22 protein-coding genes are annotated in these 24,215 nt (G+C 72.2%); 9 read left to right on the top strand and 13 right to left on the bottom strand.

What is annotated here, in order from left to right; all coding sequences use genetic code 11:
• Positions 1-66 precede the first annotated feature (66 nt).
• The gene (locus OG867_RS19665; protein ID WP_406287080.1) at positions 67-933 is read right to left on the bottom strand and encodes an SCO6745 family protein; all 867 of its coding nucleotides are present in this window, start codon (positions 931-933) and stop codon (positions 67-69) included.
• A 107-nt stretch (positions 934-1,040) separates the two neighbouring features.
• Between OG867_RS19665 and OG867_RS19660 the strand changes: the two genes are divergently transcribed.
• Complete coding sequence (locus OG867_RS19660; protein ID WP_406287078.1) at positions 1,041-1,613, top strand: TetR/AcrR family transcriptional regulator; 573 nt, start codon at positions 1,041-1,043, stop codon at positions 1,611-1,613.
• Positions 1,614-1,617: 4 nt separating this feature from the next.
• On the opposite strand, the gene OG867_RS19655 is transcribed toward OG867_RS19660, so the two are convergent.
• Entirely contained in the window at positions 1,618-2,397 is a 780-nt protein-coding gene (locus tag OG867_RS19655) for a GntR family transcriptional regulator (RefSeq protein ID WP_406287076.1), read from the bottom strand.
• Positions 2,394-2,936 carry a GntR family transcriptional regulator gene (locus OG867_RS19650; protein WP_406287073.1) on the bottom strand — a complete coding sequence of 181 codons (543 nt, stop codon included), beginning with the start codon at positions 2,934-2,936 and terminating at the stop codon, positions 2,394-2,396. The genes OG867_RS19655 and OG867_RS19650 overlap by 4 nt, the downstream gene beginning before the upstream one ends.
• 161 nt (positions 2,937-3,097) lie before the next feature.
• Between OG867_RS19650 and OG867_RS19645 the strand changes: the two genes are divergently transcribed.
• Together OG867_RS19645 and OG867_RS19640 are read left to right on the top strand one after the other, a co-directional pair.
• On the top strand, positions 3,098-3,547 hold the full coding sequence (locus tag OG867_RS19645; protein WP_406287071.1) for an ATP-binding protein: 450 nt from the start codon (positions 3,098-3,100) through the stop codon (positions 3,545-3,547).
• Positions 3,548-3,672: 125 nt separating this feature from the next.
• Positions 3,673-4,710, top strand: coding sequence for a methyltransferase domain-containing protein (locus tag OG867_RS19640; RefSeq protein ID WP_406287068.1), 1,038 nt, complete (start codon positions 3,673-3,675; stop codon positions 4,708-4,710).
• Here the strand turns inward: OG867_RS19640 and OG867_RS19635 are convergent, their stop codons facing one another.
• Both OG867_RS19635 and OG867_RS19630 read right to left on the bottom strand, forming a co-directional pair.
• Positions 4,711-6,042, bottom strand: a complete 1,332-nt coding sequence (locus tag OG867_RS19635; RefSeq protein ID WP_406287066.1) for an MFS transporter — start codon at positions 6,040-6,042, stop codon at positions 4,711-4,713.
• Entirely contained in the window at positions 6,039-6,644 is a 606-nt protein-coding gene (locus OG867_RS19630; protein WP_402337438.1) for an ArsR/SmtB family transcription factor, read from the bottom strand. The genes OG867_RS19635 and OG867_RS19630 overlap by 4 nt, the downstream gene beginning before the upstream one ends.
• Before the next feature lie 180 nt (positions 6,645-6,824).
• Between OG867_RS19630 and OG867_RS19625 the strand changes: the two genes are divergently transcribed.
• On the top strand, positions 6,825-8,012 hold the full coding sequence (locus OG867_RS19625) for a GDSL-type esterase/lipase family protein (RefSeq protein ID WP_406287063.1): 1,188 nt from the start codon (positions 6,825-6,827) through the stop codon (positions 8,010-8,012).
• A gap of 82 nt (positions 8,013-8,094) precedes the next feature.
• On the opposite strand, the gene mfd is transcribed toward OG867_RS19625, so the two are convergent.
• The 4 genes from mfd to OG867_RS19605 all read right to left on the bottom strand — a co-directional run bounded on the left by mfd (position 8,095) and on the right by OG867_RS19605 (position 16,173).
• Entirely contained in the window at positions 8,095-11,625 is a 3,531-nt protein-coding gene (gene mfd, locus OG867_RS19620) for a transcription-repair coupling factor (RefSeq protein WP_406287061.1), read from the bottom strand.
• Positions 11,626-11,870: 245 nt separating this feature from the next.
• Positions 11,871-14,453 (bottom strand): ABC transporter permease, encoded by a 2,583-nt coding sequence (locus OG867_RS19615; RefSeq protein ID WP_406287058.1) that lies wholly within the window; start codon positions 14,451-14,453, stop codon positions 11,871-11,873.
• Positions 14,450-15,238: an ABC transporter ATP-binding protein gene (locus tag OG867_RS19610; protein ID WP_406287055.1), complete on the bottom strand. Its 789-nt coding sequence runs from the start codon at positions 15,236-15,238 to the stop codon at positions 14,450-14,452. The genes OG867_RS19615 and OG867_RS19610 overlap by 4 nt, the downstream gene beginning before the upstream one ends.
• A gap of 344 nt (positions 15,239-15,582) precedes the next feature.
• Positions 15,583-16,173, bottom strand: a complete 591-nt coding sequence (locus tag OG867_RS19605) for a TetR family transcriptional regulator (RefSeq protein ID WP_406287053.1) — start codon at positions 16,171-16,173, stop codon at positions 15,583-15,585.
• A gap of 76 nt (positions 16,174-16,249) precedes the next feature.
• Between OG867_RS19605 and OG867_RS19600 the strand changes: the two genes are divergently transcribed.
• The 3 genes from OG867_RS19600 to OG867_RS19590 are packed head-to-tail and all read left to right on the top strand — an operon-like array spanning position 16,250 to position 18,263.
• Positions 16,250-16,942 carry an NAD(P)H-binding protein gene (locus tag OG867_RS19600; protein ID WP_328900535.1) on the top strand — a complete coding sequence of 231 codons (693 nt, stop codon included), beginning with the start codon at positions 16,250-16,252 and terminating at the stop codon, positions 16,940-16,942.
• Positions 16,939-17,343 (top strand): pyridoxamine 5'-phosphate oxidase family protein, encoded by a 405-nt coding sequence (locus OG867_RS19595; protein WP_406287051.1) that lies wholly within the window; start codon positions 16,939-16,941, stop codon positions 17,341-17,343. The genes OG867_RS19600 and OG867_RS19595 overlap by 4 nt, the downstream gene beginning before the upstream one ends.
• A 35-nt stretch (positions 17,344-17,378) precedes the next feature.
• Positions 17,379-18,263: a haloalkane dehalogenase gene (locus tag OG867_RS19590; protein WP_406287048.1), complete on the top strand. Its 885-nt coding sequence runs from the start codon at positions 17,379-17,381 to the stop codon at positions 18,261-18,263.
• Here the strand turns inward: OG867_RS19590 and OG867_RS19585 are convergent.
• Positions 18,253-19,146 carry an aldo/keto reductase gene (locus tag OG867_RS19585; RefSeq protein WP_406287046.1) on the bottom strand — a complete coding sequence of 298 codons (894 nt, stop codon included), beginning with the start codon at positions 19,144-19,146 and terminating at the stop codon, positions 18,253-18,255. The genes OG867_RS19590 and OG867_RS19585 overlap by 11 nt on opposite strands.
• Before the next feature lie 10 nt (positions 19,147-19,156).
• Positions 19,157-20,089: an NAD-dependent epimerase/dehydratase family protein gene (locus OG867_RS19580; RefSeq protein WP_406287043.1), complete on the bottom strand. Its 933-nt coding sequence runs from the start codon at positions 20,087-20,089 to the stop codon at positions 19,157-19,159.
• 70 nt (positions 20,090-20,159) lie between these two features.
• Between OG867_RS19580 and OG867_RS19575 the strand changes: the two genes are divergently transcribed.
• The gene (locus OG867_RS19575; protein ID WP_406287041.1) at positions 20,160-21,068 is read left to right on the top strand and encodes a LysR family transcriptional regulator; all 909 of its coding nucleotides are present in this window, start codon (positions 20,160-20,162) and stop codon (positions 21,066-21,068) included.
• Positions 21,069-21,098: 30 nt separating this feature from the next.
• On the opposite strand, the gene OG867_RS19570 is transcribed toward OG867_RS19575, so the two are convergent.
• Positions 21,099-22,052 carry an IS481 family transposase gene (locus OG867_RS19570; protein WP_331720360.1) on the bottom strand — a complete coding sequence of 318 codons (954 nt, stop codon included), beginning with the start codon at positions 22,050-22,052 and terminating at the stop codon, positions 21,099-21,101.
• Between the two features lie 92 nt (positions 22,053-22,144).
• Complete coding sequence (locus OG867_RS19565; protein WP_406287038.1) at positions 22,145-23,608, bottom strand: MFS transporter; 1,464 nt, start codon at positions 23,606-23,608, stop codon at positions 22,145-22,147.
• A gap of 150 nt (positions 23,609-23,758) precedes the next feature.
• Between OG867_RS19565 and OG867_RS19560 the strand changes: the two genes are divergently transcribed.
• On the top strand, positions 23,759-24,214 hold the full coding sequence (locus tag OG867_RS19560; protein ID WP_328904355.1) for a MarR family transcriptional regulator: 456 nt from the start codon (positions 23,759-23,761) through the stop codon (positions 24,212-24,214).
• Position 24,215 lies beyond the last annotated feature (1 nt).

Raw genomic sequence — 24,215 nt, 5'->3', positions numbered from 1 at the left:
CCCCCGATGAGTCCCGGATCACCTCGATTCTCCCAGGACGCCCCGCCCTTCAGGGCGAGGAGGACGTCAGACCTTGCCGATGCCCAGCGTGTTCTCCGACGGCAGCAGCCCGGACCCGATCGCCGCCACCCACAGCGGGCCCAGCAGCGCGACGAGCCGTTCGCGCTCCACGTCCGTGAGTGCCCGCCACGGGCCCGCCGCCGCCTCGTCCGTACGCCGTTCGACCTCGGCCCGCAGCGCCCGGCCCGCCTCGGTCGCCGTCCCGTCGCCGGCCACCAGGCCCCGCTTCTCCAGCCGTTCGAGCGCCGCCTGCCACTCCTCGTCGCCCCACCCACGACTGGCGAACACCTCGGGCCGGGCCGCCCCGATCGCCGCGAAGGACACCAGCGCCTCGACCGGGTCCAGTTCCGCGTCGGCCAGCGCCGCGAGGTGGCCGTCGCCCCGGTGCTCGCGCAGGACGGTCGCCGCGTGCCACACGGCGAGGTGCGGGGCGTCCGGCCACGGCAGTGCGGCGTTCGCGGCGGCGAGCGGCCGGTCCGCCGTGTCGGCCGCCTCCGCGACGCGCCGCAGCAGTGCGGCGGCCTCGGCCGTGTCCGGCGCGGCGGTCCCGTCGCCCAGGAGCGCCTGGTACGTACGGTCGACGGCCCGGCCGCGCGCCGCGAGCACCGCGTCCGGCGAGGCGACGGACCAGACGGCGGGCACGTACGCGCCGACCATGCGCGGGCTGAAGCTGTGGAACGTCTCCGCGACCCGGTCCGCCCCCGCCGCGCCCAGCGGCGCCGCGCGCCAGGCGAAGTAGCTCGGCCACCGCTCATCGACCGCGTATCCGAGCGCGGCGACCTCCTCGAACGCCTCCGGCGCGTAGTACAGGACGGCGTGCACGGGCTCCAGCAGGTGCCACAGCTGCCGTACACGCATCAGGTCCTCAGACATGTCCACACCCTCCGCCACGCACCGGCCATCTAGCCACTGCCTAGATCCCAAGAGTGCGCGTCATCCGCGAACTTGTCAACGACTAGATCCCGCGTAACCTGCTGTCCATGACCAGCGACCGCGCCTATCACCACGGCGACCTGCGGCGGGCCGTCCTCACCGCCGCCCTCGACGTCATCCGCACCGAGGGCCCCGGCGCGCTCAGCCTGCGCGACCTGGCCCGCCGGGCCGGCGTCTCCCACGCCGCCCCCGCGCACCACTTCAAGGACCGCACCGGCCTGCTCACCGCCGTCGCCGCCGAGGGCTACGACCTGTTCGCGGACGCACTGGCCGCCGCCCCGGACCTGCGGGAACGAGGCGTGGCGTACGTACGGTTCGCGACGACGCACCCGGCCCACTTCCAGGTCATGTTCCAGCCGGACCTGTACCGCACGGACGACCCGGACCTCCTCGCCGCGAAGGACCGCGCCACGGCGGAACTCCGCGCGGGCGTCGCCACCCTGGCCCCCACCGACGCCCCCCGCCTCACGGGCATCGCCGCCTGGTCCCTCGCCCACGGCTTCGCCACCCTGCTCCTCAGCGGCAACCTGTCCGACGCGGTGGGCGACCGCGACCCGGAGGAGGTGTTCCGGGAGGTGGGGCGGCTGCTGTTCAGCCCCGGGGACGCGCCCGGCCAGTGAGGGCCTATTCGGCCGTGAACTCGTACTGGACCTCGTACAGATGCCCGGCCTTCACCATGACCGTGGCCTCGATGGGCCGCTCGTCATCGCTGTAGACGACGCGCAGCGTACGCAGCACCGGCAGCCCTCCGGGCAGGCGCAGCGCCTGGTACTGCTCCTGGGTGGGCACCCGCGCCGACACCCGGTCGACACTGAGCCGCGGAGGGTGCCCAAGCTCCGCGAGCAGCGTCGGGGTTCCACCCGGAATCTTGCGGCGACCCGTCAGCGCCGTACCACTGGCGATACCCAACGGGTAGTACGAGGCCACGAGTTCGGCGGGTTCGTCGTCGATTGCGAGCAACTGGCGCCGCAGCAGAGCCGGATCGCCCTCCGGAAGCCTCAGCGCCTCCGCGACATCCGCCGGTGGCTGAACCTCGTCCACTTCGAGCAGCGTGCTGTGGGCCCGGGAGCCGCCCTTCGCCGCTTCGGTCAACCAGCGGTACGGCTCCCCCGCACCCGCCGGGGCCATGGACGCAGCCGGACGGACCGTCCGCTGGCGGTGCTCGCGGACGGTCACCGACGCGCCCGCCCTGCCGATCACCAGTTCCTCGCCCTTGAGCAGCTGCACCGCCTTCTGGATCGTCGCGTTCGAGGCGTCGAACCGCTCCTTGAGGTGGGCCGTCGAGGGCAGGTTCGCGCCGGGCGCGAGGTCTCCGCCCATGATCTGGTCCCTGAGATCGGCCGCGATCCGCTCATGCAGGGAACGTCGGTCGGCGGCGTCGGCTTCGGGTCTGGGCACGGTCATCCGATCCTGGTCTCGTAGCGCAGCTTCTGGCGTCGCGGGGGCATGGCCATGACGTCGACCTGGATGGGCCGGTCCGCCTCGTCCAGGGTGAGCCGCGTCAGTTGCAGGACGGGTTCGCCTTCCGCCATCCCGAGCTGTTCGGCCTCGGGCCCGGTCGCCCGCCGCGCGGTCACCTCTTCACGTACGCGTACGCCGACGTGGCCCAGCTCCGCCAGGAGACTGACCGCCCCACCGGGGATCTTGGCCGTACCGGCGAGGCCGGTGCCGCCCGCGATGCCCAGCGGGTAGTACGTGTCCGTCAACTCGCAGGGCTCGCCGTCGAGGTACATGATCCTGCGCCGGGCGACGACGTTCTCCCCGGCCACCACCCCGAGCAGCTCCGCGACCGCTTCCGGGGCCTCCACCTCGCCCGCCTGGACGATGCGCTGGCTCCCCCGACGCCCCTCGCTCGCAGCCTCGGCCGCCCAGGTGTCACCCGGAGCGCCGGAGGACGCGGCGAGGTAGGGCGTCGACGTGCTGACCCATTCGTTACCGCCCATGCCCGTCTCCTCCGCAGCTCCCACCGACACGACACCCAGCGTGCCTCATGTCCGGACGAGAGGCCCAGTCGCATCCCACTCGAAGGCAACCTTACCACCTTTCGCGAATAGCAGTAAGGTCATCGCTACGTTACAGCCCGCGAGCAAGGCGGTGAACCACCGTGTCCCAGGTGCAGCAACAACGCTTCACCCGCAGGCGCACCTCTGTGGGTGCCTCACGCGACTTCGTTTCCGGCGTCCTCACCGAGTGGAGGCTCCACACCTTGATCGAGGACATAAGGCTGTGCGTCTCGGAACTCGCCACCAATGCGTTGCTGCACGGTGTGCCGCCCGGCCGGGAGTTCAGCGTCGCCCTCCACCGAGCCGAGGACCAGGTACGACTGGAGGTCCGCGACAGCGGGCCCGGTCAACCCCGCGTTCAGCAGGCCGCCGACGACGCCTGCTCCGGACGCGGCCTGCACCTCGTGCGGGAAATCGCCGACGACTTCGGCATCGATGACCACGTCGTCGGCAAGACCGTGTGGCTGATCTTCAAGACGTCACCCACCACCGAGATGCCACTCGGGGCCCACCAATACCAGTGCGAGGGGCCACCCCCACCCCTCCCTTGAGGCTGCGGACCGTGGAGCCAGGCAGGCCGCCGAGGGGAGCCGCATGCGAGATGCTACGCACCGCGTACTACGCGCCGTGTAGCATCCGGGGAACGCCCCGAAGGACGACCACGGCTGGAGAGTCCATGCGCACCAACGACGCCCAGATGCTTGTGCTGTGCGCACTGGCCGACGGGCCGCTGCACGGGTACGCCGTCAACGCGGCCATCGAGCAGGTCTCCGGTCAGCGCCTCGGGCCCGGGAGCCTGTACGGGGCCTTGGCCCGGCTTGAGGCCAAGCAGTTGGTGGAGCCCCTGGAGGAGAAGGGTCGGCAGCGTCCGTTCCGGCTCACGGCCGCGGGGCGGGAGCTGCTCGAACGGGAGGCGGACTCCATGGCCCGCCTGTCCGGGCGCGTGTTCGAGAGCGCTGTTCCCGACGAGGTCGGCTACCTGGACCGACTGGCCTCGACGAACGCGGCGCGTTCCTACAAGAGCGTCATGCTCGACGCGTTGGACATCCGGCCGGGCGAGACCGCGCTCGATCTGGGCTGCGGACCGGGCACCGATCTCCACACCCTCGCCGAGGCGGTCGGCCCCTCAGGCCGGGTGATCGGCCTCGACTCCAGCCGGAAGATGGTCGAGCGGGCGCGTACACGTATGGAAGGCTCGCCCACCGTGGCGGTCGCGCAGGGCGACATCCACGCGCTCCCGTTCGAGGACGGCGCCATCGACCGCGCCCGTACCGACCGCATGCTCCAGCATGTGACGGACCCGGCCCGGGCACTCGCGGAGGTGCGGCGCGTCCTGCGCCCGGGCGGCAGGCTCGTCATGGGCGAACCGGACTGGGATTCGCTGGCCATCGACCACCCCGACCTGGAGGTCTCCCGGGCCTACACCCGCCACGTGACGGACAGGGTCGTACGCAACGGGGTCATCGGCCGCCAACTGGCCCGGCTCGCCCTGGAGGCGGGATTCGCCGTGCCGGCCGTCGTCCCGGTCGTCTCCGTCTTCCGCGAGGTGCAGGCCGCGGACCAGATCCTCGGCCTCCAGCGCAACACCGAGCGCGCCGTGTCCGCGGGCTACCTGCCCGCCTCGGCGGCACAGGGGTGGCTCGACCACCTCGCCACCGAGCCGTTCTTCGCCGCGGTGACCCTGTACGTCGTCGTCGCGGAGGCCACCGCGTAGTCACCGGGCCTCCGCTGCGGCCCCGTCCCCCTCCGAACCCCCGTACGCCTCCGCATCCCCCTCCAGATCCCGGATGCGCGGAATCGGTGACGGCAGGAGCCACAGCAGGGAGAGGCAGCCGCCCACCGCCGCCGTCAGGAGCGTGGGGCGCAGGCCAAGGAACGTCGCCAGGGCGCCTCCGGCGACCGCGCCCACCGGGCGTACGCCGTAATTGACCGTGCCGAACGCACCCGCCACGCGGCTGCGCATCCCGTCCGGGATCACCGCCGTCTGGAGGGAGTTGAGGTTGACGTCGAACAGCATGACGCCGAAGCCGGAGAGGAACTCCGCCCCGGCCAGCGTGGTGGCGCGGAGCCAGAGCGGGCCGTTCGCGGCGGCGGCGAGGGCGATCGGGGCGGGGAAGAGGACCGCGCCCACGAGGATGCCCCGGCCCACGCCCAGGCGGCGGGAGATCACCGGGGCGCACACCGCGCCGAGCAGGGCACCGGTCGCGCCGAGGCCCAGGGCGAGGCCGATCGCGCCGGCCGACAGGCCGAGGTCGCGCGTCGCGAACAGGACGAGCAGGCCGCTGCCGCCGACGAAGGTGAAGAAGTTGACGGTCGTCGCGCAGCCCAGCGAGGCCCGCAGCACCGGGTGGCGCACCACGAACGCCAGGCCCTCGCGCGCGCTGCGCAGCAGCGGCGGCGCGGCCGGGCCGGTGGTGAGCGGCTCGTCGACCGGGATGCGGCCGATCAGCGCCGCCGACGCCAGGAACGACAGCGCGTCCACCACGATCGCGACGGGCGCGGTCAGCGCCTGGACCAGTGCGCCGCCGATCGCGGGTCCGGCCACGTAGGAGGCCGAACGGCTGGTGCTGATCCTGCTGTTGGCGTCCACGTACGACGCCCTCGGCACGAGCCGCACGAAGAACGGCGGGTACGCGGTGTTGAACAGCAGCTCCCCCGCGCCCGCCAGGACCGCGACCACGTACAGCTGGGTCAGGGTCACCGAGCCCAGGGCGTAGGCGGCCGGGAGGCTCAGCAGGACCGCCGCGCGCAGGATGTCGGCGAGGACCATCAGGCGGCGCTTGCGGGCGCGCCGGTCCACCCACGCGCCCACGAACACCCCGAGGAGGTTGGGCGCCCAGACGAGGGCGGTCAGCCAGGCAACCTGGTTGGCGGAGGCACCCAGGGTGCTCACCGCGATGAGCGGCAGGGCCAGTTCGGTGATGCGGTCGCCGAACTGGGAAACCGTCTCCCCGGCCCAGAAGCGGGTGAACCGCCGGTCCCGCCATAACGACGACGTCTTCGCGGGCGGGGATATCTCGTCGGCCGCGCCGGATTCGGTGGTCACGAGGCCGGCCCCTCTCCGCTCTCGCCCTCCGGCAGCGCGTACCGCAGCACCGCCACGCCCCGGCTTCCCTCGGGGCGGTCCGCCGTGTCGCGGGTGACGTACGGGGCGAGCACCTGCTCGATCGCGTCCTCGATCGCGGCGAGTTCGCCGGCGCTCACCGTGATGCGGGTGTGGGCCAGTCCTGCGGCGGCGCGCCACTCCGGTTCGAGGCCGGGCTCGACCTCGGCGGCCCAGCGGGCGGGGAGGTCCGCGGTGCGCAGAAACATCTGGCGCGAGAGCTCCCGCGCGGCCGAGTGGCCCTCGCCGTCCGCCGGGTCCTGCGGCGCGTCGAAGCGGAAGCCGCGCGCGACCGCCTCCCAGCGGCGGCTGCGGCGGTCGGGGCCGGGGGCGCTGTCGCGTACCAGGCCGAACGTCGCGAGGTGGCGCAGGTGCCAGCTGGTCACCGACGGGGTCGCCCCGACGTCCGGCGCCAGCTCGGTGGCGGTCGCCGGCCCGTCCCGGCCCAGCCGTTCGAGGATCGCGAGGCGCACGGGGTGCGCCAGGGCGCGCATCGTCTGCGGGTCGGTGATTTCGAGGTCGCCCATGCGGTTGCCGGAGTCCATGACGTGAGAGTGTGCTCTCATATTTTATGAGAGTCAACTCTCACGTTTTTTCAGAGGCGCGGCTCATCCTGATCCCTTCTGTCGCTCTCGGCCCGTAACTGCCTTGTCCAACTGGCCCATTCGGCGACAAAGGGCCGAAGGCACCTCACCTCCCGCCGCCCTGCTGCCGACAACCAACGCATGATCACTTCTCCCTCACCACGTTCCAGGACGCTCGCCACCGCAGCCGCCACGGTGTGTGCGCTCACGGTCTCGGGCGCACTGCCCGCCTCCGCCTCCGCCTCCGCCTCCCGCGAGGAGTCGGCCGCCGCCGAGGCACCATTGCTGGTGTCCGTGGGCGACAGCTTCATCTCCGGCGAGGCAGGACGCTGGGCCGGCAACAGCAACGTGAGCGCGAACGGCTACTCCGGCACCGACCGGGCCTGGGACCCGGCGACCGGCAAGAGTGACCCGTACCGGGTGTACGGGTCGTCCTACGACAGCGGCTGCAACCGCTCCGACGTGGCCGAGGTCCAGTCCGTCACGCTCGACGTCAGCCGCCTCAATCTCGCCTGCTCGGGGGCGACCTCGAAAGCGGTGCTGCTCTCGGAGAGCGGCGGCACGCCGTTCAAGGGCGAGCGCTCGCAGGCCAGGGAGATGGAGGACGCGACGGCCGGCCGGGCGGTGCGCGCGGTCGTCGTGTCGATCGGCGGCAACGACCTCGGCTTCTCCGACATCATCACCGGCTGCGCGACCGAATTCCTCAAGCCCTTCGGCGGCGACCCGTGCGCCCCGGACGCGGCCCAGCAGGTCGCCCGGCGCCTGCCCGATGTGCGGCAGGCGGCCGTGAACACGCTCGCCGACGTGAGGACCGCGCTCGGCCGGGCGGGCCACCCGGCCGGCTCGTACCGGCTGATCCTCCAGTCCTACCCGTCCCCCCTCCCGGACGCCGGCCGCGTCCGCTACCCCGGCGAGACGTACGACCGGCTCAGGTCCGGCGGCTGCCCCTTCTTCGACAAGGACCTCACCTGGGCGCACGACGAGCTGGTCCCGGAGATCAGTTCGGTCCTGGCAGACGCGGCCGACGAGGGCGGCGCGGAATTCCTGGACCTGTCCCGGTCGTTCGAGGGCCGCGAGGTGTGCTCGACCGGCACCCGGCAGGCCGACGCCGCCCATCCCCCCGCCGGTGACACCAGCGAGTGGGTCCGCTTCGTGACCTCCGGCATCGGACAGGGCCAGAAGCAGGAGTCCCTGCACCCCAACCGCTATGGCCAGCAGGCCCTCGGCACCTGCCTGACCCTTCAGCTGGAACAGCCGTCGGGCGACCGCCGCTGCACCAACACCGCCGGCCAGGGCCCCGCCGCGATGCGGCTGCGCGCCATCGGCTGACGCCTTCACGGGAACGGGTGCGGTACGCCGTCGGCGTACCGCACCCGTTCCCGTCCCTGTGCGCTCTCCCGCGCTCAGGCCCTCACGACCCCAGAATCGTCGTAAGGAACTCCCCCGTCCACGCCAGCAGTTCGCGTCCTACCACCGGCTTTCCGCCGATCTTGCCCGTGGTCGGGCGCGGTACCAGGATCTGGTGGACGGCCGGTTTGATGACCGTCTTCGGGTACAGCCGCTTCAGGCGGAGCTCCTGGGACTCGCGCAGTTCCACCGGGGCGAAGCGGATGTTCGGGCCCTGGAGGACGATGTCGCCGACTCCGCAGGCGCGGGCCAGCATGCGCAGGCCGGCCACCAGGAGGAGGTTCTCGACGGGCTCGGGGAGCTTGCCGTAGCGGTCGGTCAGTTCCTCGCGGACCGCCTTGATGTCGTCCTCCGAGGACGCCGAGGCGATCGAGCGGTACGCCTGGAGGCGCAGCCGCTCGCCGGGGGCGTAGTCGTGCGGGACGTGCGCGTCGACCGGGAGCTCGATCTTGACCTCCAGCGGCGGTTCCTCCTCGACGCCGCCCTCCAGGGACGCCCGGTAGTCGGCGACCGCCTCGCCCACCATGCGTACGTACAGGTCGAAGCCGACGCCCGCGATGTGGCCGGACTGCTCGCCGCCGAGGAGGTTGCCCGCGCCGCGGATCTCCAGGTCCTTCATGGCCACGTACATGCCCGCGCCCATCTCGGTGTGCTGGGCGATCGTGGCCAGGCGCTCGTGGGCGGTCTCCGTCAGGGGCTTCTCCGGGGGGTAGAGGAAGTAGGCGTAACCCCGGTCGCGGCCGCGGCCGACGCGGCCGCGCAGCTGGTGCAGCTGGGAGAGGCCGAAGTTGTCGCCGCGCTCCACGATCAGCGTGTTCGCGTTGGAGATGTCGATGCCGGACTCCACGATCGTCGTGGAGACCAGGACGTCGAACTTCTTCTCCCAGAAGTCCACCACGACCTGTTCCAGGGCCTGTTCGGACATCTGGCCGTGCGCCGTGGCGATCCGCGCCTCGGGCACGATCTCGCGCAGCCGCGCAGCCGCCCGGTCGATCGACTCGACCCGGTTGTGGATGTAGAACGCCTGGCCCTCGCGCAGCAGTTCACGCCGGATCGCGGCGCCGATCTGCTTCTCCTCGTACGGCCCGACGAAGGTCAGGACCGGGTGGCGCTCCTCGGGCGGGGTGGTGATGGTCGACATCTCGCGGATGCCGGTGACCGCCATTTCGAGCGTACGGGGGATGGGCGTCGCGGACATGGTGAGCACGTCCACGTTGGCGCGGAGCTTCTTCAGCTGCTCCTTGTGCTCGACGCCGAACCGCTGCTCCTCGTCCACGATGACGAGGCCAAGGTCCTTGAACTTCGTCTCCGAGGAGAACAGCCGGTGGGTGCCGATGACCAGGTCGACGGCACCGTCCTTCAGCCCCGCGAGCGTCGCCTTGGAATCGGCCTCGGACTGGAAGCGGCTCAGCGCGCGTACGTTGACGGGGAACTGGGAATAGCGCTCGGTGAACGTGCCGTAGTGCTGCTGCACGAGCAGCGTGGTGGGTACGAGGACGGCGACCTGTTTCCCGTCCTGCACCGCCTTGAACGCGGCGCGGACCGCGATCTCCGTCTTGCCGTACCCCACGTCGCCGCAGATCAACCGGTCCATCGGGACCGACTTCTCCATGTCCTCCTTGACCTCGGCGATCGTCGTCAGCTGGTCGGGCGTCTCCGCGTACGGGAACGCGTCCTCCAGCTCGCGCTGCCAGGGGGTGTCCGGGCCGAAGATGTGGCCGGGGGCCGCCATCCGGGCCGAGTACAACTTGATCAGGTCGGCGGCGATCTCCTTGACGGCCTTCTTGGCGCGCGCCTTCGTCTTCGTCCAGTCCGCGCCGCCGAGCCGGTGCAGGGTGGGCGCCTCGCCGCCGACGTACTTGGTGACCTGCTCCAGCTGGTCGGTCGGGATGTACAGCCGGTCGCCGGGCTGCCCGCGCTTGGCGGGGGCGTACTCGACGAGCAGGTACTCGCGCGTCGCCCCCTGCACCGTGCGCTGCACCATCTCGATGTAGCGGCCCACGCCGTGCTGCTCGTGCACGATGTAGTCGCCGGTCTCCAGCGTCAGCGGGTCGATCGTCTTGCGCCGCCGCACCGGCATCCGGCCCAGGTCCTTCGTGGCGGTGCGCTGCCCGGTGAGGTCGGTCTCCGTGAGCACGGCCAGCTTCAGGCCGGGGTGGACGAAGCCGTGGTCGATGGCCCCGCACGAGACGTGCACCACGGACGGGGTGATCTCGTCCAGGTCCGGGTCGAGCCGGGCCGCGATCCCCTCGCCGCCCAGCATCTCGACCGTACGCGAGGCGAGCCCCTGGCCCTCCGTGACGTACACCGTGCGCCAGCCGTCGGCCAGCCGGCCCTTCGTGTCGGCGAACGCCCGCGCGGTGTCCCCCCGGTACATCTCGGGCGCCTGCATGCCCAGCGCCAGCGTGTCGTCGTCCAGCTCCGCGTCGGCGGCGAACGGGGAGATCGACCACCACATCATGTCCAGCTCACGGGCCCGCTCGCGCACGTCCGCGATGCCCCGCAGCGACGCCGCGCCGACGTCGATCGGGGCCTCGCCGCCGCCCGCCGACGCCGCCCAGGACGCCTGAAGGAACTCCTGGCTGGTCGCGACCAGGTCCGCGGCCCGGGTCCGGACCCGCTCGGGGTCGCAGACGAGGGCCATCGCGCCCTTGGGCAGCACGTCGAGCAGGAGCTCCATGTCGTCCACGAGGACCGGCGCCAGGGACTCCATGCCCTCCACCGCGATGCCCTCGGCGATCTTGTGGAGGAGTTCACCCAGCTCCGGGTGGGCCTCGGCGAGCGCGGCGGCCCGCTCCCGCACCTCGTCCGTCAGCAGGAGCTCCCGGCAGGGCGCCGCCCACAGGCCGTGCTCGGCGACCTCCAGGGACCGCTGGTCCGCGATCTTGAAATAGCGGATCTCCTCGACGTCGTCGCCCCAGAACTCCACCCGGAGCGGGTGCTCCTCGGTGGGCGGGAACACGTCGAGGATGCCGCCGCGCACCGCGAACTCGCCGCGCTTCTCCACCAGTTCGACCCGGGCGTACGCGGCTGCCGCCAGCGCCTCCACGGTCTCGCCGAGGTCGGCGCTCTGCCCGGTGCGCAGTGCGACGGGCTCCAGGTCCGCGAGCCCCTTGACCTGCGGCTGGAGCACGGACCGGATCGGCGCGACGACGACCGAGACCGGCCCGGTCTCCGGGTCGTCGGCGCGCGGGTGCGCGAGGCGCCGCAGCACGGCGAGCCGGCGGCCCACGGTGTCGGAGCGGGGCGACAGGCGCTCGTGCGGCAGGGTCTCCCAGGACGGGAACTCCGCGATGGTGTCCGGCGGCAGCATGGTGCGCAGCGCGGCCGCCAGGTCCTCCGCCTCCCGGCCGGTCGCGGTGACCGCGAGGACGGTCCGCCCGGCGTCCCGGGCCAGCGCGGCGACGGCGAAGGGCCGGGCGGCGGGCGGGCCCACCAGGTCGATGTGCATCCGGTGGCCGTCACCGGCGGCCTTCACCGCTTCGTCGAGCGCCGGATCACGTACGACGACATCCAGCAGACCGTTCAGGCTCATGAAGGGCTTCCGTCCGGGTGAGGAGAGGGGCCTGACGGCCGGCTGCCGCCAGGGCGCGCTGCCCCGGGGGCAACGCGAAGGGCCCGACACGTGAAACGCGCCGGGGGTTCCAGCGTACGACTCGGGAAGGACGGCCGCTGCGCGACAGGGGTCCCGGGGGCCACACGCGTACCGCATACGCACCGGCCCCGGCCCGCTCCGAGGAGCGTGCCGGGGCCGGTTTCGTCAAGCGGGGGCCGTCCGTCTCACCCGTCCGTGGCGATCGCGTTCAGGACGTTCATCCGGCCCGCCCGGAAGGCCGGGACCAGGGCGGCGAACAGTCCGACGAAGGCGGAGGCGACGAACACCGTGATGATGGTCGGCCACGGGATGTCCAGGACGCCCAGGCCCTCCAGGGCCAGCAGCTTCTGGGCCGAGGTGCCCCAGCCCATGCCCAGGCCGAGGCCGAGCAGGGCGCCGAAGAGGGCGATGACCACGGACTCCAGCCGGATCATCCGGCGCATCTGGCGGCGGGAGAGGCCGATGGCGCGCATCAGGCCGATCTCGCGGGTCCGCTCGACCACCGACAGGGCCAGGGTGTTCACCACACCGAGCACCGCGACGATGATCGCCAGGGCGAGCAGGCCGTACACGACGTTCAGGAGCTGGCCGATCTGGTCCTTCAGGTTCTCCTTGAAGTCGGCCTGATTCCGCACCTTGTACTGCGGGTACTTCGCGACCGAGCTCTTCAGCGCCGCGTACGCCGCGTCCGCCTGGCCGTCCTTCGCCTTGGCGAACATGATCATGTTCTGGGGCATCCTGTCGGCGGGGACGTACCGCTGCGCGGTCGAGGTGTTCAGGTACATCGCGCCCTGGTCGAGGCTGGTCTCGTCCGAGGTGATCGCGGCGACCTTCAGTTTCGCCGTGTCGCCCGCCGTGAACGCGACGGTGATCGTGTCACCGACCTTGACGCGGTGCGCGGTGGCGTACTCCTCGCCGACCGACATGGCGTCCTCGCCGTACGCCTTGGCCAGGTCGCCGGACACGACCTCGCGGCGCACGTCCTGCGCGTACGTCGGGTCGGCCGCCGTGACGTGCTCGTCCGACGCCTTGCCGTCCGGGCCGGTCAGCTTCGCGCCGAGGACCTTGTAGTGCGTGAGGTGCTCGATGCCCTTCGCGGAGGCCAGCGCCTCGGCGGCCTGCGGGACGATCAGCTGGCCGGGGGCCGAGGACTCCACGATGAAGTCCGCGCCCACCGACTTGTCCAGCTCGTCGGTGGCCGAGGCGACCATGGACGAGCCGACCACGGACAGGCAGGCCACCAGGGCGAGGCCGATCATCAGGGCCGCGCCGGTGGCGCCGGTGCGGCGCGGGTTGCGCAGCGCGTTGCGCTCGGCGAGCCGGCCGACGGGCCCGAAGAACCTCAGCAGCACGGCGCTCAGCGCCCGTACGACGACTCCGGCGAGCAGCGGGCCGATCACGATGAAGCCGACGAGCGTGAGCAGGACGCCCAGGCCGAGGAGGCCCGAGCCGTCGCTCGCCTCGTCCACCCGCGTCGCCGCCCACAGCGCGGCGGCGCCGGCGCCGGTGACGACGATGCCGAGGCCCGCCCGGACCCAGCCGGACGTGGCGTCCGCCGGGGTGCCGGCGTCGCGCAGGGCGGCCATCGGGGAGACCTTGCCGGCCCGGCGGGCCGGGATGTAGGCGGCGAGGACGGTGACGACGATGCCGAGCGCGAGCCCGATGACCGGGGTCGTCCAGCCGATGGTCAGGTCCTCGGTGGACAGCTCCATGCCGACGGCGCCCATGACCTTCATCAGCCCGACGGCGAGTCCGACGCCCGCGCCGACGCCGAGGACCGAGCCGACGATGCCCAGGAGCACCGCCTCCAGCAGCACCGAGCGGTTGACCTGCTCGCGGCTGGAACCGATGGCCCGCATCAGGCCGATCTCACGGGTGCGCTGGGCGACCAGCATCGAGAAGGTGTTGACGATGAGGAAGATGCCGACGAGGAGGGCGATCCCGGCGAAGCCGAGCATCGCGTACTTCATGACGTCGAGGAACGACCCCATGGAGTCCTTGTTCTCGGCGGCGGCCTCGTCCTGCGTCTGAATCTTGAACGCGCCGGAACCGTCGAGCGCCTGGGCCACGTTCCGCTTCAGCTGTACGTCGCTGACGCCCTGTTCGGCGGTGATCGAGAAGTGCGAGAAGACGTCGGGGGCGCCGAGCAGCGCGCGCTGGGCCGTGGCGGTGTCGAGGTAGACGATGGCCGCGCCCGGGTTGGTCACCTTGAAGGCGACGATGCCGGTGATCCTCCCCTTGAGGTCGCCGGTGGCCGCGATGGTGCGCAGCTCGTCGCCGATCTTCAGGTGGTGCTTGTCGGCGGTGTCGGCGTCGACCATGACCTCGGTCGGGCCGCGCGGGGCGTGGCCGGAGGTGATCTCCATGGACCGCAGGTCGTTCTGCGTCCAGTTGGCGGCGATGGTGGGGGCGCCCGTCTCGGAGCCCATGTTCTCGTCGTGGCTGTCGACCACGGTGACGGAGGAGCTGGAGACGCCGCCCTCGGCCTTCTTGACCCCGTCGGCCTTCCCGGCCTTCGCGAGGACGGAGGCGGGCAGCGACTGCGGCTTCCCGGTCTCCGGGACGTCGTCCACCTTGGCCTTCTTCGGGCTGACGGTGACATCGGCCGAGGTGGCGGCGAAGAGCTTGTCGAACGTGGTGTTCATGGTGTCGGTGAAGACGAGCGTGCCGCAGACGAACGCCACCGACAGCAGGACGGCGACGGCGGAGAGCGCCATGCGTCCCTTGTGCGCGAAGAAGTTGCGCATCGAGGTCTTCCAGACGGTCATGACGTCCGCCCGCGCGCGTCGAAGTCCTTCATGCGGTCCAGCACCTGGTCGGCGGTGGGGTTGTGCATCTCGTCCACGATGCGCCCGTCGGCGAGGTAGAGCACCCGGTCCGCGTAGGAGGCGGCGACCGGGTCGTGGGTGACCATGACGATGGTCTGGCACAGCTCGTCCACGGACCTGCGCAGGAAGCTCAGGACCTCGGCGCCGGCCCGGGAGTCCAGGTTCCCGGTCGGCTCGTCGCCGAAGATGATCTCCGGCTTGGCGGCGAGGGCCCGCGCCACCGCGACGCGCTGCTGCTGGCCGCCGGAGAGCTGGGTCGGCCGGTGCTTGAGGCGGCCGGCCAGGCCGACGGTCTCCACGACCTGGTTGAGCCAGGCGGTGTCGGGCTTGCGCCCGGCGATGTCCATCGGCAGCGTGATGTTCTCCAGCGCGTTCAGCGTCGGCAGCAGGTTGAACGCCTGGAAGATGAACCCGATGCGGTCGCGCCGGAGCTGGGTGAGCTTCTTGTCCTTGAGCCCGGTGATCTCGGTGTCGGCGACGTGGATCTGGCCGGACGTCACGGTGTCGAGGCCGGCCAGGCAGTGCATCAGCGTCGACTTGCCGGAGCCGGACGGGCCCATGATCGCGGTGAACCGGCCTCGGGCGATGTCCACGTCGACGTGGTCGAGCGCGACGACCCGGGTCTCTCCGGTCCCGTACGCCTTGACGACCTGCCGCGCCCGCGCAGCCACGGCCGTACGCCCTCCAGTGCCCCCGTGCCTGGGAATGGTTACAGCCGTTGTCACGGTTTCTTCTCCTGTCGGTCAGCGACGGCTTGTCGCCGTCTGCTGTGAAGTCTGCTGTGGGGAGGGGGTCCGGCGCGCTGGTGCCCAGCGCAGTCTTCCGGTGGGGTTTTCCCCACCCCGTTCCCTGCGGTCCGCCCCTCGGCGGTGCGTCTGCGGTGCGTGGTCGGTACGTCTGCGGTACGACAACCACGCTACGGAGAGACCCCGCCCCCGCACGTCCTCCACCGGGAGGAACGGCCCCTGGCTCGCAGTAAGGAGCTCCCCCTAGGGGGCTGGGCCCTCGGGTGGACCCCGGTCTCAGGGACTGCACCCAGGGGTCCACACCCTGAGGTGGAGCCGAGGCCCTACCGGCGCCGGGGAGCGAGTGCCGCGCGGACGGCCGGGGTGAGGGCGGCGCGGGTCTCGGCCGGGGTGAGGGCGGCCGGGGTGGGGAGGGGGTTCAGATAGCGGGTGTAGATGATCCCGCCGAGCACGGTCACCACGGCGGTGGCGCGGGCGGTCGCGTCCGGCCCCCCGAGAAATTCAACGAGCCGCCCCAGCAGCTCCGTTTCCAGGTAGTCGCGGACGGCTTCGGCGGCGGCCTCGCCCCTGCCCGCGAGCCGGCGGAAGTCGGCGTCCTCCCACAAGCCCGTCACCGCGTCGATGAGCCGTCCGGGCAGGGTGGCCGGGTCACCGCGCAGCACCTCGTCCACCGCCAGCGCCTCGGCACATCCGACCTGCATCACCTCGGCGAACAGGCCCCTCTTGGAGCCGAAGTGATACGAGATCAGGGCCGCGTCCACCCCGGCGGCCACGGCCACGGCGCGCAGCGTGGTGGCCCGGTAGCCGCGCTCCAGGAACAGCTCACGCGCCGCCACCACCAGCGATTCACGGATCGGCGGATTGCCCCGGGGGCGGCCACGGGTCCGTGCGGGGGCGGCCTGGGCGTTATTCATCAGCGTTGAGCGTGCGGCGCGCGGTCAGCACAGTCAAGGGCGTTCCCACCGCACCCCGCAGGAAGCAGCCCACACCATGCGCATCACGCTCTTCGGCGCCACCGGCCCGACCGGACGCCATCTCACCGAGCAGGCCGTCGCCGCCGGTCACGAGGTCACCGCCGTCGTCCGCCGCCCCGGTTCGCTGCCGGCCCGCCCCGGGGTCACCCCGGCCGTCGCCGACGCCACGGACCCGGCGGCCGTGGACGCGGCGGTCGAGGGGGCGGACGCGGTCCTGTCCGCGCTCGGCGCCCGCTTCAGCAAGGAGCCCGTCACCCTGTACTCGCAGAGCGCCGCCGCCATCACCCGGGCCATGAGCCGGCACGGCGTGGGGCGGCTGCTGGTCGTCAGCTCCAGCATCGCCGACCCTTCGTGGCGGCCCACCGGGGCGCACTTCTTCAACCACGTGCTCGACCCGCTGGTGAACCGGCGCCTGGGCCGCACCCTGCACGCGGACATGCGCCGCATGGAGGACGTCATCGGCCGCACGGCCCTCGACTGGACCCTGGTCCGCCCGTCGGGCCTCTTCGAGCACCCCGCCGTCACCGACTACCTCACCGCCCCGTCCAGCGCCGACGGCGTCTTCACGGCCCGCTCCGACCTCGCCGCGAGCATGCTGCGCGAGCTGGACGAACGACGCCATGTGCGTACGGCCATGGGCGTCGTCACGACCGCCGTGAAGCCGAACATCGCCAAGCTGATCTGGAACGAGGGCGTGAGGAAGAAGTGACCCGCGACCGCCCCCGGCTCACCGCTCCCGCCCACGACTTCCTCGCCCTCGGCCTCACGGCCGCCCTCACCACCCTGCGCCCCGACGGCACCCCGCACGTGGCCCCGGTCCGCTTCACCTTCGACGCGGTCACCGGCCTCGCCCGGGTGACCACCCGGGCCGCCGCCCGCAAGGCGCGCAACGTGTCGGCGGGCGGCCCGGCGGCCCGGGTCGCGCTCTGCCAGGCGGACGGCTTCCGCTGGATCACGCTCGAAGGCCGGGCCTCGGTGACCGACGATCCCGTACGCCTGGCGGAGGCGGTACGCCGCTACACCGCCCGCTACGGGGCGGCGCCGCCCGATCCGCCGGACCTGACGGTCATCGAGATCACCGTCGACCGGGTCCTGAGCCTCAACGCATGAATTCCCCTGCACAGAAAGCGATGTGACACCCCCTCATGCCCACCGTTCCCGTCCTCGGCACCACCGTCCACTACCGCGAGTCCGGCGACCCCGACGGCCTGCCGTTCGTCTTCCTGCACGGCAACCCCACCTCCTCCCACCTCTGGCGCAACGTCCTGCCGGGGGTGGCCGCACCCGGCCGCCGACTGCTGGCCCCCGACCTGATCGGCATGGGCGAGTCCGGCAAACCCGGACTCGCCTACTCCTTCGAGGACCACGCCCGCCATCTCGACGCCTGGTTCGACGCGCTCGGCCTGACCGAGGCCGTGCTGATCGGCCACGACTGGGGCGGCGCGCTCGCCTTCGACCGGGCCGCCCGGCTCCCGGGGGCCGTCCGCGCGCTCGCCTTCACGGAGACGATCGTCAAGCCGCTGTACGGCGACGAGTTCCCGGCCGCCGGACGCGAGCTGTTCACCCTGCTGCGTACGCCGGGCGTGGGCGAGCGCATGATCCTCGAACAGGGCGCGTTCATCGAGGGGCTGCCGGCCACGCTCGCCACCCCGCTCGACCCCGCCGACCTCGACGTCTACCGCCGCCCCTTCCCGACCCCGGAGAGCCGCCGCCCGGTCCTGGCGTGGACGCGCATGATGCCGCTGGACGGTGAGCCCGCCGACGTCGTGGCCCGGATCGAACGCTACGACGCCTGGCTGGCCGCGAGCCCCGAAGTGCCCAAGCTGCTGGCCGCGTTCGAGCCGGGCCCGGGCGCCATGACCGACGCGGCGACCGTGGCCTGGTGCGAGGCGAACATCGCGGGACTGGAGGTCTCCCGGCACGGACCGGCCGGACACCACTCCCCGGAGGACCGGCCGGAGGAGCTGGCGTCGGCCCTCGCCGACTGGGCGGACCGCCACGGGCTCGGGCGGCCGCCGGTCACCGGCTGAGCCGGTCCGCTGCCTCGTCCAGCAGCGCGGACTCCCCCTCGTGCAGGTCGAGTTCGGCAGCCCGCGCCGAGTCCTGGACGGACGCCGGGCGGCTGGCTCCCGGCACGGGGACCATCGCCGGTGACCGGGCCAGCAGCCAGGCCAGGGCGATCTGCTGGGGGCTCACTCCGCGCGCGGCGGCGACGCGGTGGAAGGCGGTGCCTTCGGAGGCCGGCCCCGACGGGCCGTCGAGCGCGCTGCGGGAGATGCCGCCCAGCGGGCTCCACGGCAGGAAGGCGAGGCCCAGCCGTTCGCTCAGCCGGAGCTCGGCCTCGCTGCTCCGCACGGCGGGCGAGTACTGGTTCTGTACGGAGACCAGGGCGTCGCCGAGGATGACCCGCGCCGCGCGGATCTGCCCGGTGGTCACGTTGGAGATCCCGGCGGCGCGGATCGTGCCGGCGTCCACCAGATCGCGCAGCGCGCCGACGGAGTCCGCCCACGGCACCCCGGGGTCCGGCTTGTGCAGCTGGTAGAGGCCGATGGCCTCGACGCCCAGGCGGCCGGCGGACTCCTCCGCGGCCCGCCTGAGGTGCTCGGGAGTGCCGTCGACGGTCCAGCCGCCGTCGCCGGGCCGCCCGCGCCCGCCCTTGGTGGCGACCAGCACACCGGAGGTGTCACCGCCGTAGCTCCGCAGCGCGCGGGCGACCAGGCGCTCGTTGTGGCCCCTCTCGCCGGCGTGCCAGTGGTAGCTGTCGGCGGTGTCGATGAGGGTGATGCCCGCGTCGAGCGCGGCATGGACGGTGGCCACGGCCCGCCGCTCGTCGGGGCGTCCTTCGATGGAGAGCGGCATGGCTCCGAGCCCGATGGCACTGACCTTCAGCTCTCCGATGGTGCGACAACGCATGGCGTGCTCCTCAGACGGCGGACGCGGCGGACGCTTCGGCGACGGCGGCGGGCAGCCAGTCGGCGGTACGGGAGAAGACGAAACCCAGCTCCTTCGCGCGGCGGTTGCTCATCGCGTAGAACCGGTCGAAGGAGAACGGGCCCGTCGGCTCGCCCGGGGCGGCGGTCCGGTGCACGGGGTGCCCGCCGCTCTCCGCCGCGATGACGGCGGTCAGGCCGGTCACGTCGAGCACGCCGTCGGAGCAGGCGTTCAGCGGACCGGTGAAGCCGGTGGCCGTGGCGGCCCACTGGAGCAGGCCGGCCAGCTCCGCGTAGTGGATGAAGACGCTGGGCCGCTCCTCGCGGTGTACGGCGATCTCCTCGCCCCGGCCGACCCGCTCCACGTAGTACGCCAGACGGCCGGTGAACTCCCGCGCGCCGCCGCCGAGTACGTGGGCGCTGCGCACGGAGGCGAAGGCGAAGCGGCCCTCCCGGGTGAACACCGCCTCGGCCTGCCGCTTGCCCTCGGCGTAGTGGGCCTCCAGGTACGCCGCGTCGTGCCAGGGCAGGTCCGGCCGTACCCGCCAGCCGGCCGGGTCCACCTGTTCCTCGGCCACGGGGACGCCGGGGGCGACGGGCGGCAGCGCGGCCGTCGCCGGATCGTAGACCTCGATGGTGGAGGTCATGACGTACCGCGCGGTGCGGCCCCCGAAGACGCGGACGGCGCTCGCGGCCTGGACCGGGGTGTAGCAGACCTGGTCGACGACCACGTCGAAGGTGCGGTCCCCGAGCACGGTGGTGAGGGCGGCCTCGTCGTCGCGGTCCACGACGAGGCGCTCGGCGCCCGGGGGCGGCGGGGCGGAACCGCGGTTCACGACCGTGACCACGTGCCCTGCCTCCAGCAGTCGTTGGACCAGGAGCTTCCCGAAGTACCGGCTTCCGCCGATGACGCAGATCCTTTGCATGCCTCCATCCTGGAGACGTACCGTCAGCAGCAGAAGTACCGTCCTGCTGAACCCGCATGAAGGAAAACTGTTGATCGATGTGCAGCGGCTCCGCGTGCTGCGGGCCGTGGCCGAGCACGGCAGTTTCAACCGGGCGGCCGCCGCCCTGCGACTCACCCCCTCGGCCGTCTCCCAGCAGGTGGCCGCCTTGGAGCGCGGCCTCGGCACCCAGGTCGTCTCGCGCAGCACACGCGGGGTCACCCTGACCCCGGCGGGCCGGATCATGGTCGGCGCCGCCGAATCGGTCGCCGCCGAACTCGCCCACGCACGACGGCAGGTCGGCGAGCTCCCCACGGGCCGGACCCAGCTCACCGTCGCCACCTTCACCAGCGGGGGCCGGCTGCTGCTCCCCGGCGCCCTCACCGAACTGACGGCGGCCCACCCCGACACGGTCGTCCACATCCGGGAGTACGAGCCCGAGGACAGCCTCCCGCTGGTCCGTCAGGGTGCCGTGGACCTCGCGCTCGCCTACCACTTCGACGGCCCGCTGCCCGGCGGGCCGGGGCCGGAGTGGACCCCGCTCATGGACGACCCACTGCACGTCGTACTCCCGCGCCACCACCGCCTCGCGTCCCGCGACAGCCTCGACGTCGCCGAACTGGCCGGTGAGCCCTGGGTGCTCGGCTGCCTGAAGACGGAGGCGTACCTGCGCCGCTACGCCGGGCGGGCCGGGTTCGCCCCGGACATCCGCGCCACGACGACCGACTACTTCTTCGCCCGCTCGCTCGTCGCCGCGGGCCTGGGCGTCTCGCTGATCCCGTCCGTCGCGCTGACCCCGGACATTCCCGGCCTGCGCACCGTCCCGGTCGGCCATCCGGCCCCGGCCAGGCACATCGGCGCCGCGACCCTCGGCCATCCCCGCGCCCGCCTCCAGGTCACCGCCCTCATCCGGGCGCTGCGGAAACAGGCCGCGGCATGGCGGGAGCGGCCCGCCGGCTGACGGACCGCTCCCGGTGCGTACCGCTGAGCCCTAGGTGTACTGACCCGTGAGGTTAGGGACGCGGCTGGCGGGTGGTTGGCCCTTGAGCGCGGTGTGTCCGCGGTGGTGATTGTAGGTGTGGAGCCATCGCGAGTAGGCGTCACGCCGTTCGGTCTCGGTCCGATATGCCTTGGCGTAGGCCCACTCGTCCAGCAGGGTCCGGTTGAACCGCTCGACCTTCCCGTTTGTCTGGGGCCGGTAGGGGCGGGTGCGCTTGTGTGAAATGCCCTGTGAAACAAGTGAGTTGCGCCAGAGGTACGACGTGTAGCAGGAACCGTTGTCGGTCAGGACGCGCTGGACGGTGATCCCGGCGGCGGCGAAGTAGGCGTGGGCGCGCTGCCAGAATCCGACGGCGGTTTCCTTCTTCTCATCGGTGAGGATCTCGCTGTAGGCGAGACGGGAATGATCATCGACTGCGTTGTGCAGGAAACTCATGCCGGCGCCCGCCCGGTTCTTGCGGCCTGCTTGCCGGCCGAGGGCCTTGTGGCCGCCGCCGTCGGGAATGTTGCCGAGCTTTTTGATGTCGACGTGCACGAGGTCACCGGGGGCGGCATGCTCGTAGCGGCGGATCACCCGGCCGGTCGCTCGGTCCAGATGGGCCAGGCGGGCGAGTTTGTAGCGAGTCAGGACGCGGTGCACGGTCGCCGGGTTCAGCCCGAGCAGATAGGCGATGCGGGCTGGTCCCCAGCGCCGCAGGACACGGACCTTGATGATCCGCCGCTCGGTACGGGTCGGTGTCCGGCGCGGGCTGTAGTGGGGCCGGGAGGAGCGGTCGGTCATCCCGGCCTCGCCCCGCTCGCGGTAGCGCCCCGCCCACCGCTGAGCCGTGGTGGGCGAGACCTGGAAGCGCTCGGCGGCCCGGCGCAGAGGCCAGCCGTCCTCGACGACGCAGCGGGCCAGACGCAGACGCCCGGTCTCGGTCAGGGGTGCATTACGGTGGGGCATGAGGGCCTTCTGATCGTTCCGTGTAGATGTCGCAATCCACACCGAACCCGGAAGGCCCTCACTCGTTCAAGATCCCCAAGCCGTGGGATCCGTCACCAACCTCCATGGACAGAACACCTCTCCGGGGCGGCCGGGGTGTCCGCCTTGTCCGAGGACGTGGCGGAGCCCCGTACCGCCGGGATGCAGGCGGAGATCGCGACCGCGATCAGGGCGACCGCGCAGCCGAGGACCAGGCCCGTGCGGAAACCGGACTCGGAGGTGAAGGAGTAGCCGCCCGCCTCGGTGGTCATCTGGGCGAGGACCGCGCCGATCACGGCGGCGCCGACCGAGGTGCCGAGGGCGCGCATCAGGGTGTTGAAGCCGTTGGCGGCGGCGGTCTCGGAGGCCGGCACCGCGCTCATGATGAGGGCGGGCATCGCCCCGTACGCGAGGCCGACGCCGCTGCTGCTGACCATGAGGAACAGCATCAGGCCCCAGGCGGAGCCCATCAGCAGGACGCCCAGGCCGTAGGCGGCGGCGATGACGAGGACGCCGGAGATCAGGGTGAACTTCGGGCCGCGGGCGTCGGTGAGCTTTCCGCCGAACGGGGAGACGACCATCATCATGATGCCGCCGGGGGCCATCCACAGACCGGCCTGGAGCATCGTCTGGCCGAGCCCGTAGCCGGTGGCCTCGGGGAACTGGAGCAGCTGAGGCGCGATCAGCATGCCCGCGTACATGCCGAAGCCGACGAAGAGCGACGCGATGTTGGTGATGAGCACCCGGGGGCGGGCGGTGGTCCGCAGGTCCACCAGCGGGTCCGTGGTGCGCAGCTCCCAGAGGCCCCAGGCGAGGAGGATCACGACGGCGGCGGCGAACAGGCCGATGGTCGTCGTGGAGGCCCAGCCCCAGTCGGCGCCCTTCGAGACGGCGAGGAGCAGGCAGACCAGTCCGGCCGCGAGGCCGATCGCACCGGGCACGTCGAATCGCTGCCCCTTGGCGCCCGCCGGGACGTCCGGGATCAGAGCCCAGATCAGCGCGCAGATCGCGACGGCCAGCACGGCCGAGCCCCAGAACAGCACGCGCCAGCTGGCGTACTGCGCGACCGCCGAGGCGATCGGCAGGCCGAGCGCGCCGCCGATCCCGAGCGAGGCGCTGACCAGGGCGATCGACGAGCTCATCTTCTCCGGCGGCACCACGTCGCGCAGCAGCGCGATCCCGAGCGGGACCATGCCCATGCCCATGCCCTGGAGCCCGCGCCCGACGATCATCGGGACGACGGAGGACGAGAGCGCGCAGACCACCGAGCCGGCGATCAGCGGCACCGAGCAGGCGAGCAGCATCCGCCGCTTGCCCAGCAGGTCGCCGAGCCGGCCGGAGACCGGCACGCACACCGCGGAGACCAGCAGGGTCACGGTGATGACCCAGGCCGCGTTGGAGGACGAGGTGTCCAGGATCTTGGGCAGCTCCGCGATGAGGGGCGTGACCAGCGTCTGCATGACCGCTGCCACGGTGCCGGCGAAGGCCAGGGTGGCGACGACGGCGCCTGACCTCGCCGACGGCTGGGGGGCATCCATGAGGGGGACTCCTTGGGGCCTGGTCCCGCCTGCCGGGACAGCGACATGCATCGTACATGCTCAATGTGTCATACACATTATGTGCCACGTACACACTGCATGCGAGAATGGGCCGCCGCTCACCAGCAGCAGAAGCAGGAGGCCGTCGCCATGCCCAGGCCCACGGAAGAGGTGGAGTACGAGCAGATGCTGCTCGGCCGCCACAGCCTCGCCGACCACCGCGGCGGACGCCACAAGTACGCCCTCCTCGACCGGAGCGCGTACATCCTGCTGAGCCGGCTCCGCGTCCAGGGCCCCATGTCCAACGGCGAACTCAGCGACGCCTTCGGCCTCGACGCGTCCACCCTCAACCGCCAGACCGCCGCCGTGGCACGCGCCGGGCTCGCCGAACGCATCCCGGACCCCGACGGCGGCATGGCCCGCAAATTCCGCATCACCGACGAGGGCGCCCGACTCCTGGACGCGGAGCGCGACCGCGTCGTGCGCTCACTGGACCAGGTCATGCACGACTGGCCCGACGAGGACATCGCGGCCTTCGCCGGCTACCTCAAACGCTTCAACAGCAGCATCGAAGAGCTCTCGCGCCGCCCCTGGCCCCGTCCCTGAG

This window comes from Streptomyces sp. NBC_00209, assembly GCF_045206345.1.
GTDB lineage: Bacteria > Actinomycetota > Actinomycetes > Streptomycetales > Streptomycetaceae > Streptomyces.
This window is presented reverse-complemented; position numbering and strand designations above follow the sequence as displayed.

What these genes read in the sequence shown, in the direction of transcription:
- OG867_RS19605 (WP_406287053.1), bottom strand. Translation starts at nt 16,173, where the DNA reads ATGAATAACGCCCAGGCCGCCCCCGCACGGACCCGTGGCCGCCCCCGG.
- OG867_RS19625 (WP_406287063.1), top strand. Translation starts at nt 6,825, where the DNA reads ATGATCACTTCTCCCTCACCACGTTCCAGGACGCTCGCCACCGCAGCC.
- OG867_RS19580 (WP_406287043.1), bottom strand. Translation starts at nt 20,089, where the DNA reads ATGCAAAGGATCTGCGTCATCGGCGGAAGCCGGTACTTCGGGAAGCTC.
- OG867_RS19585 (WP_406287046.1), bottom strand. Translation starts at nt 19,146, where the DNA reads ATGCGTTGTCGCACCATCGGAGAGCTGAAGGTCAGTGCCATCGGGCTC.
- OG867_RS19565 (WP_406287038.1), bottom strand. Translation starts at nt 23,608, where the DNA reads ATGGATGCCCCCCAGCCGTCGGCGAGGTCAGGCGCCGTCGTCGCCACC.
- OG867_RS19665 (WP_406287080.1), bottom strand. Translation starts at nt 933, where the DNA reads ATGTCTGAGGACCTGATGCGTGTACGGCAGCTGTGGCACCTGCTGGAG.
- OG867_RS19590 (WP_406287048.1), top strand. Translation starts at nt 17,379, where the DNA reads ATGCCCACCGTTCCCGTCCTCGGCACCACCGTCCACTACCGCGAGTCC.
- OG867_RS19600 (WP_328900535.1), top strand. Translation starts at nt 16,250, where the DNA reads ATGCGCATCACGCTCTTCGGCGCCACCGGCCCGACCGGACGCCATCTC.
- OG867_RS19615 (WP_406287058.1), bottom strand. Translation starts at nt 14,453, where the DNA reads ATGACCGTCTGGAAGACCTCGATGCGCAACTTCTTCGCGCACAAGGGA.
- OG867_RS19630 (WP_402337438.1), bottom strand. Translation starts at nt 6,644, where the DNA reads ATGGACTCCGGCAACCGCATGGGCGACCTCGAAATCACCGACCCGCAG.
- OG867_RS19570 (WP_331720360.1), bottom strand. Translation starts at nt 22,052, where the DNA reads ATGCCCCACCGTAATGCACCCCTGACCGAGACCGGGCGTCTGCGTCTG.
- mfd (WP_406287061.1), bottom strand. Translation starts at nt 11,625, where the DNA reads ATGAGCCTGAACGGTCTGCTGGATGTCGTCGTACGTGATCCGGCGCTC.
- OG867_RS19660 (WP_406287078.1), top strand. Translation starts at nt 1,041, where the DNA reads ATGACCAGCGACCGCGCCTATCACCACGGCGACCTGCGGCGGGCCGTC.
- OG867_RS19560 (WP_328904355.1), top strand. Translation starts at nt 23,759, where the DNA reads ATGCCCAGGCCCACGGAAGAGGTGGAGTACGAGCAGATGCTGCTCGGC.
- OG867_RS19650 (WP_406287073.1), bottom strand. Translation starts at nt 2,936, where the DNA reads ATGGGCGGTAACGAATGGGTCAGCACGTCGACGCCCTACCTCGCCGCG.
- OG867_RS19655 (WP_406287076.1), bottom strand. Translation starts at nt 2,397, where the DNA reads ATGACCGTGCCCAGACCCGAAGCCGACGCCGCCGACCGACGTTCCCTG.
- OG867_RS19640 (WP_406287068.1), top strand. Translation starts at nt 3,673, where the DNA reads ATGCGCACCAACGACGCCCAGATGCTTGTGCTGTGCGCACTGGCCGAC.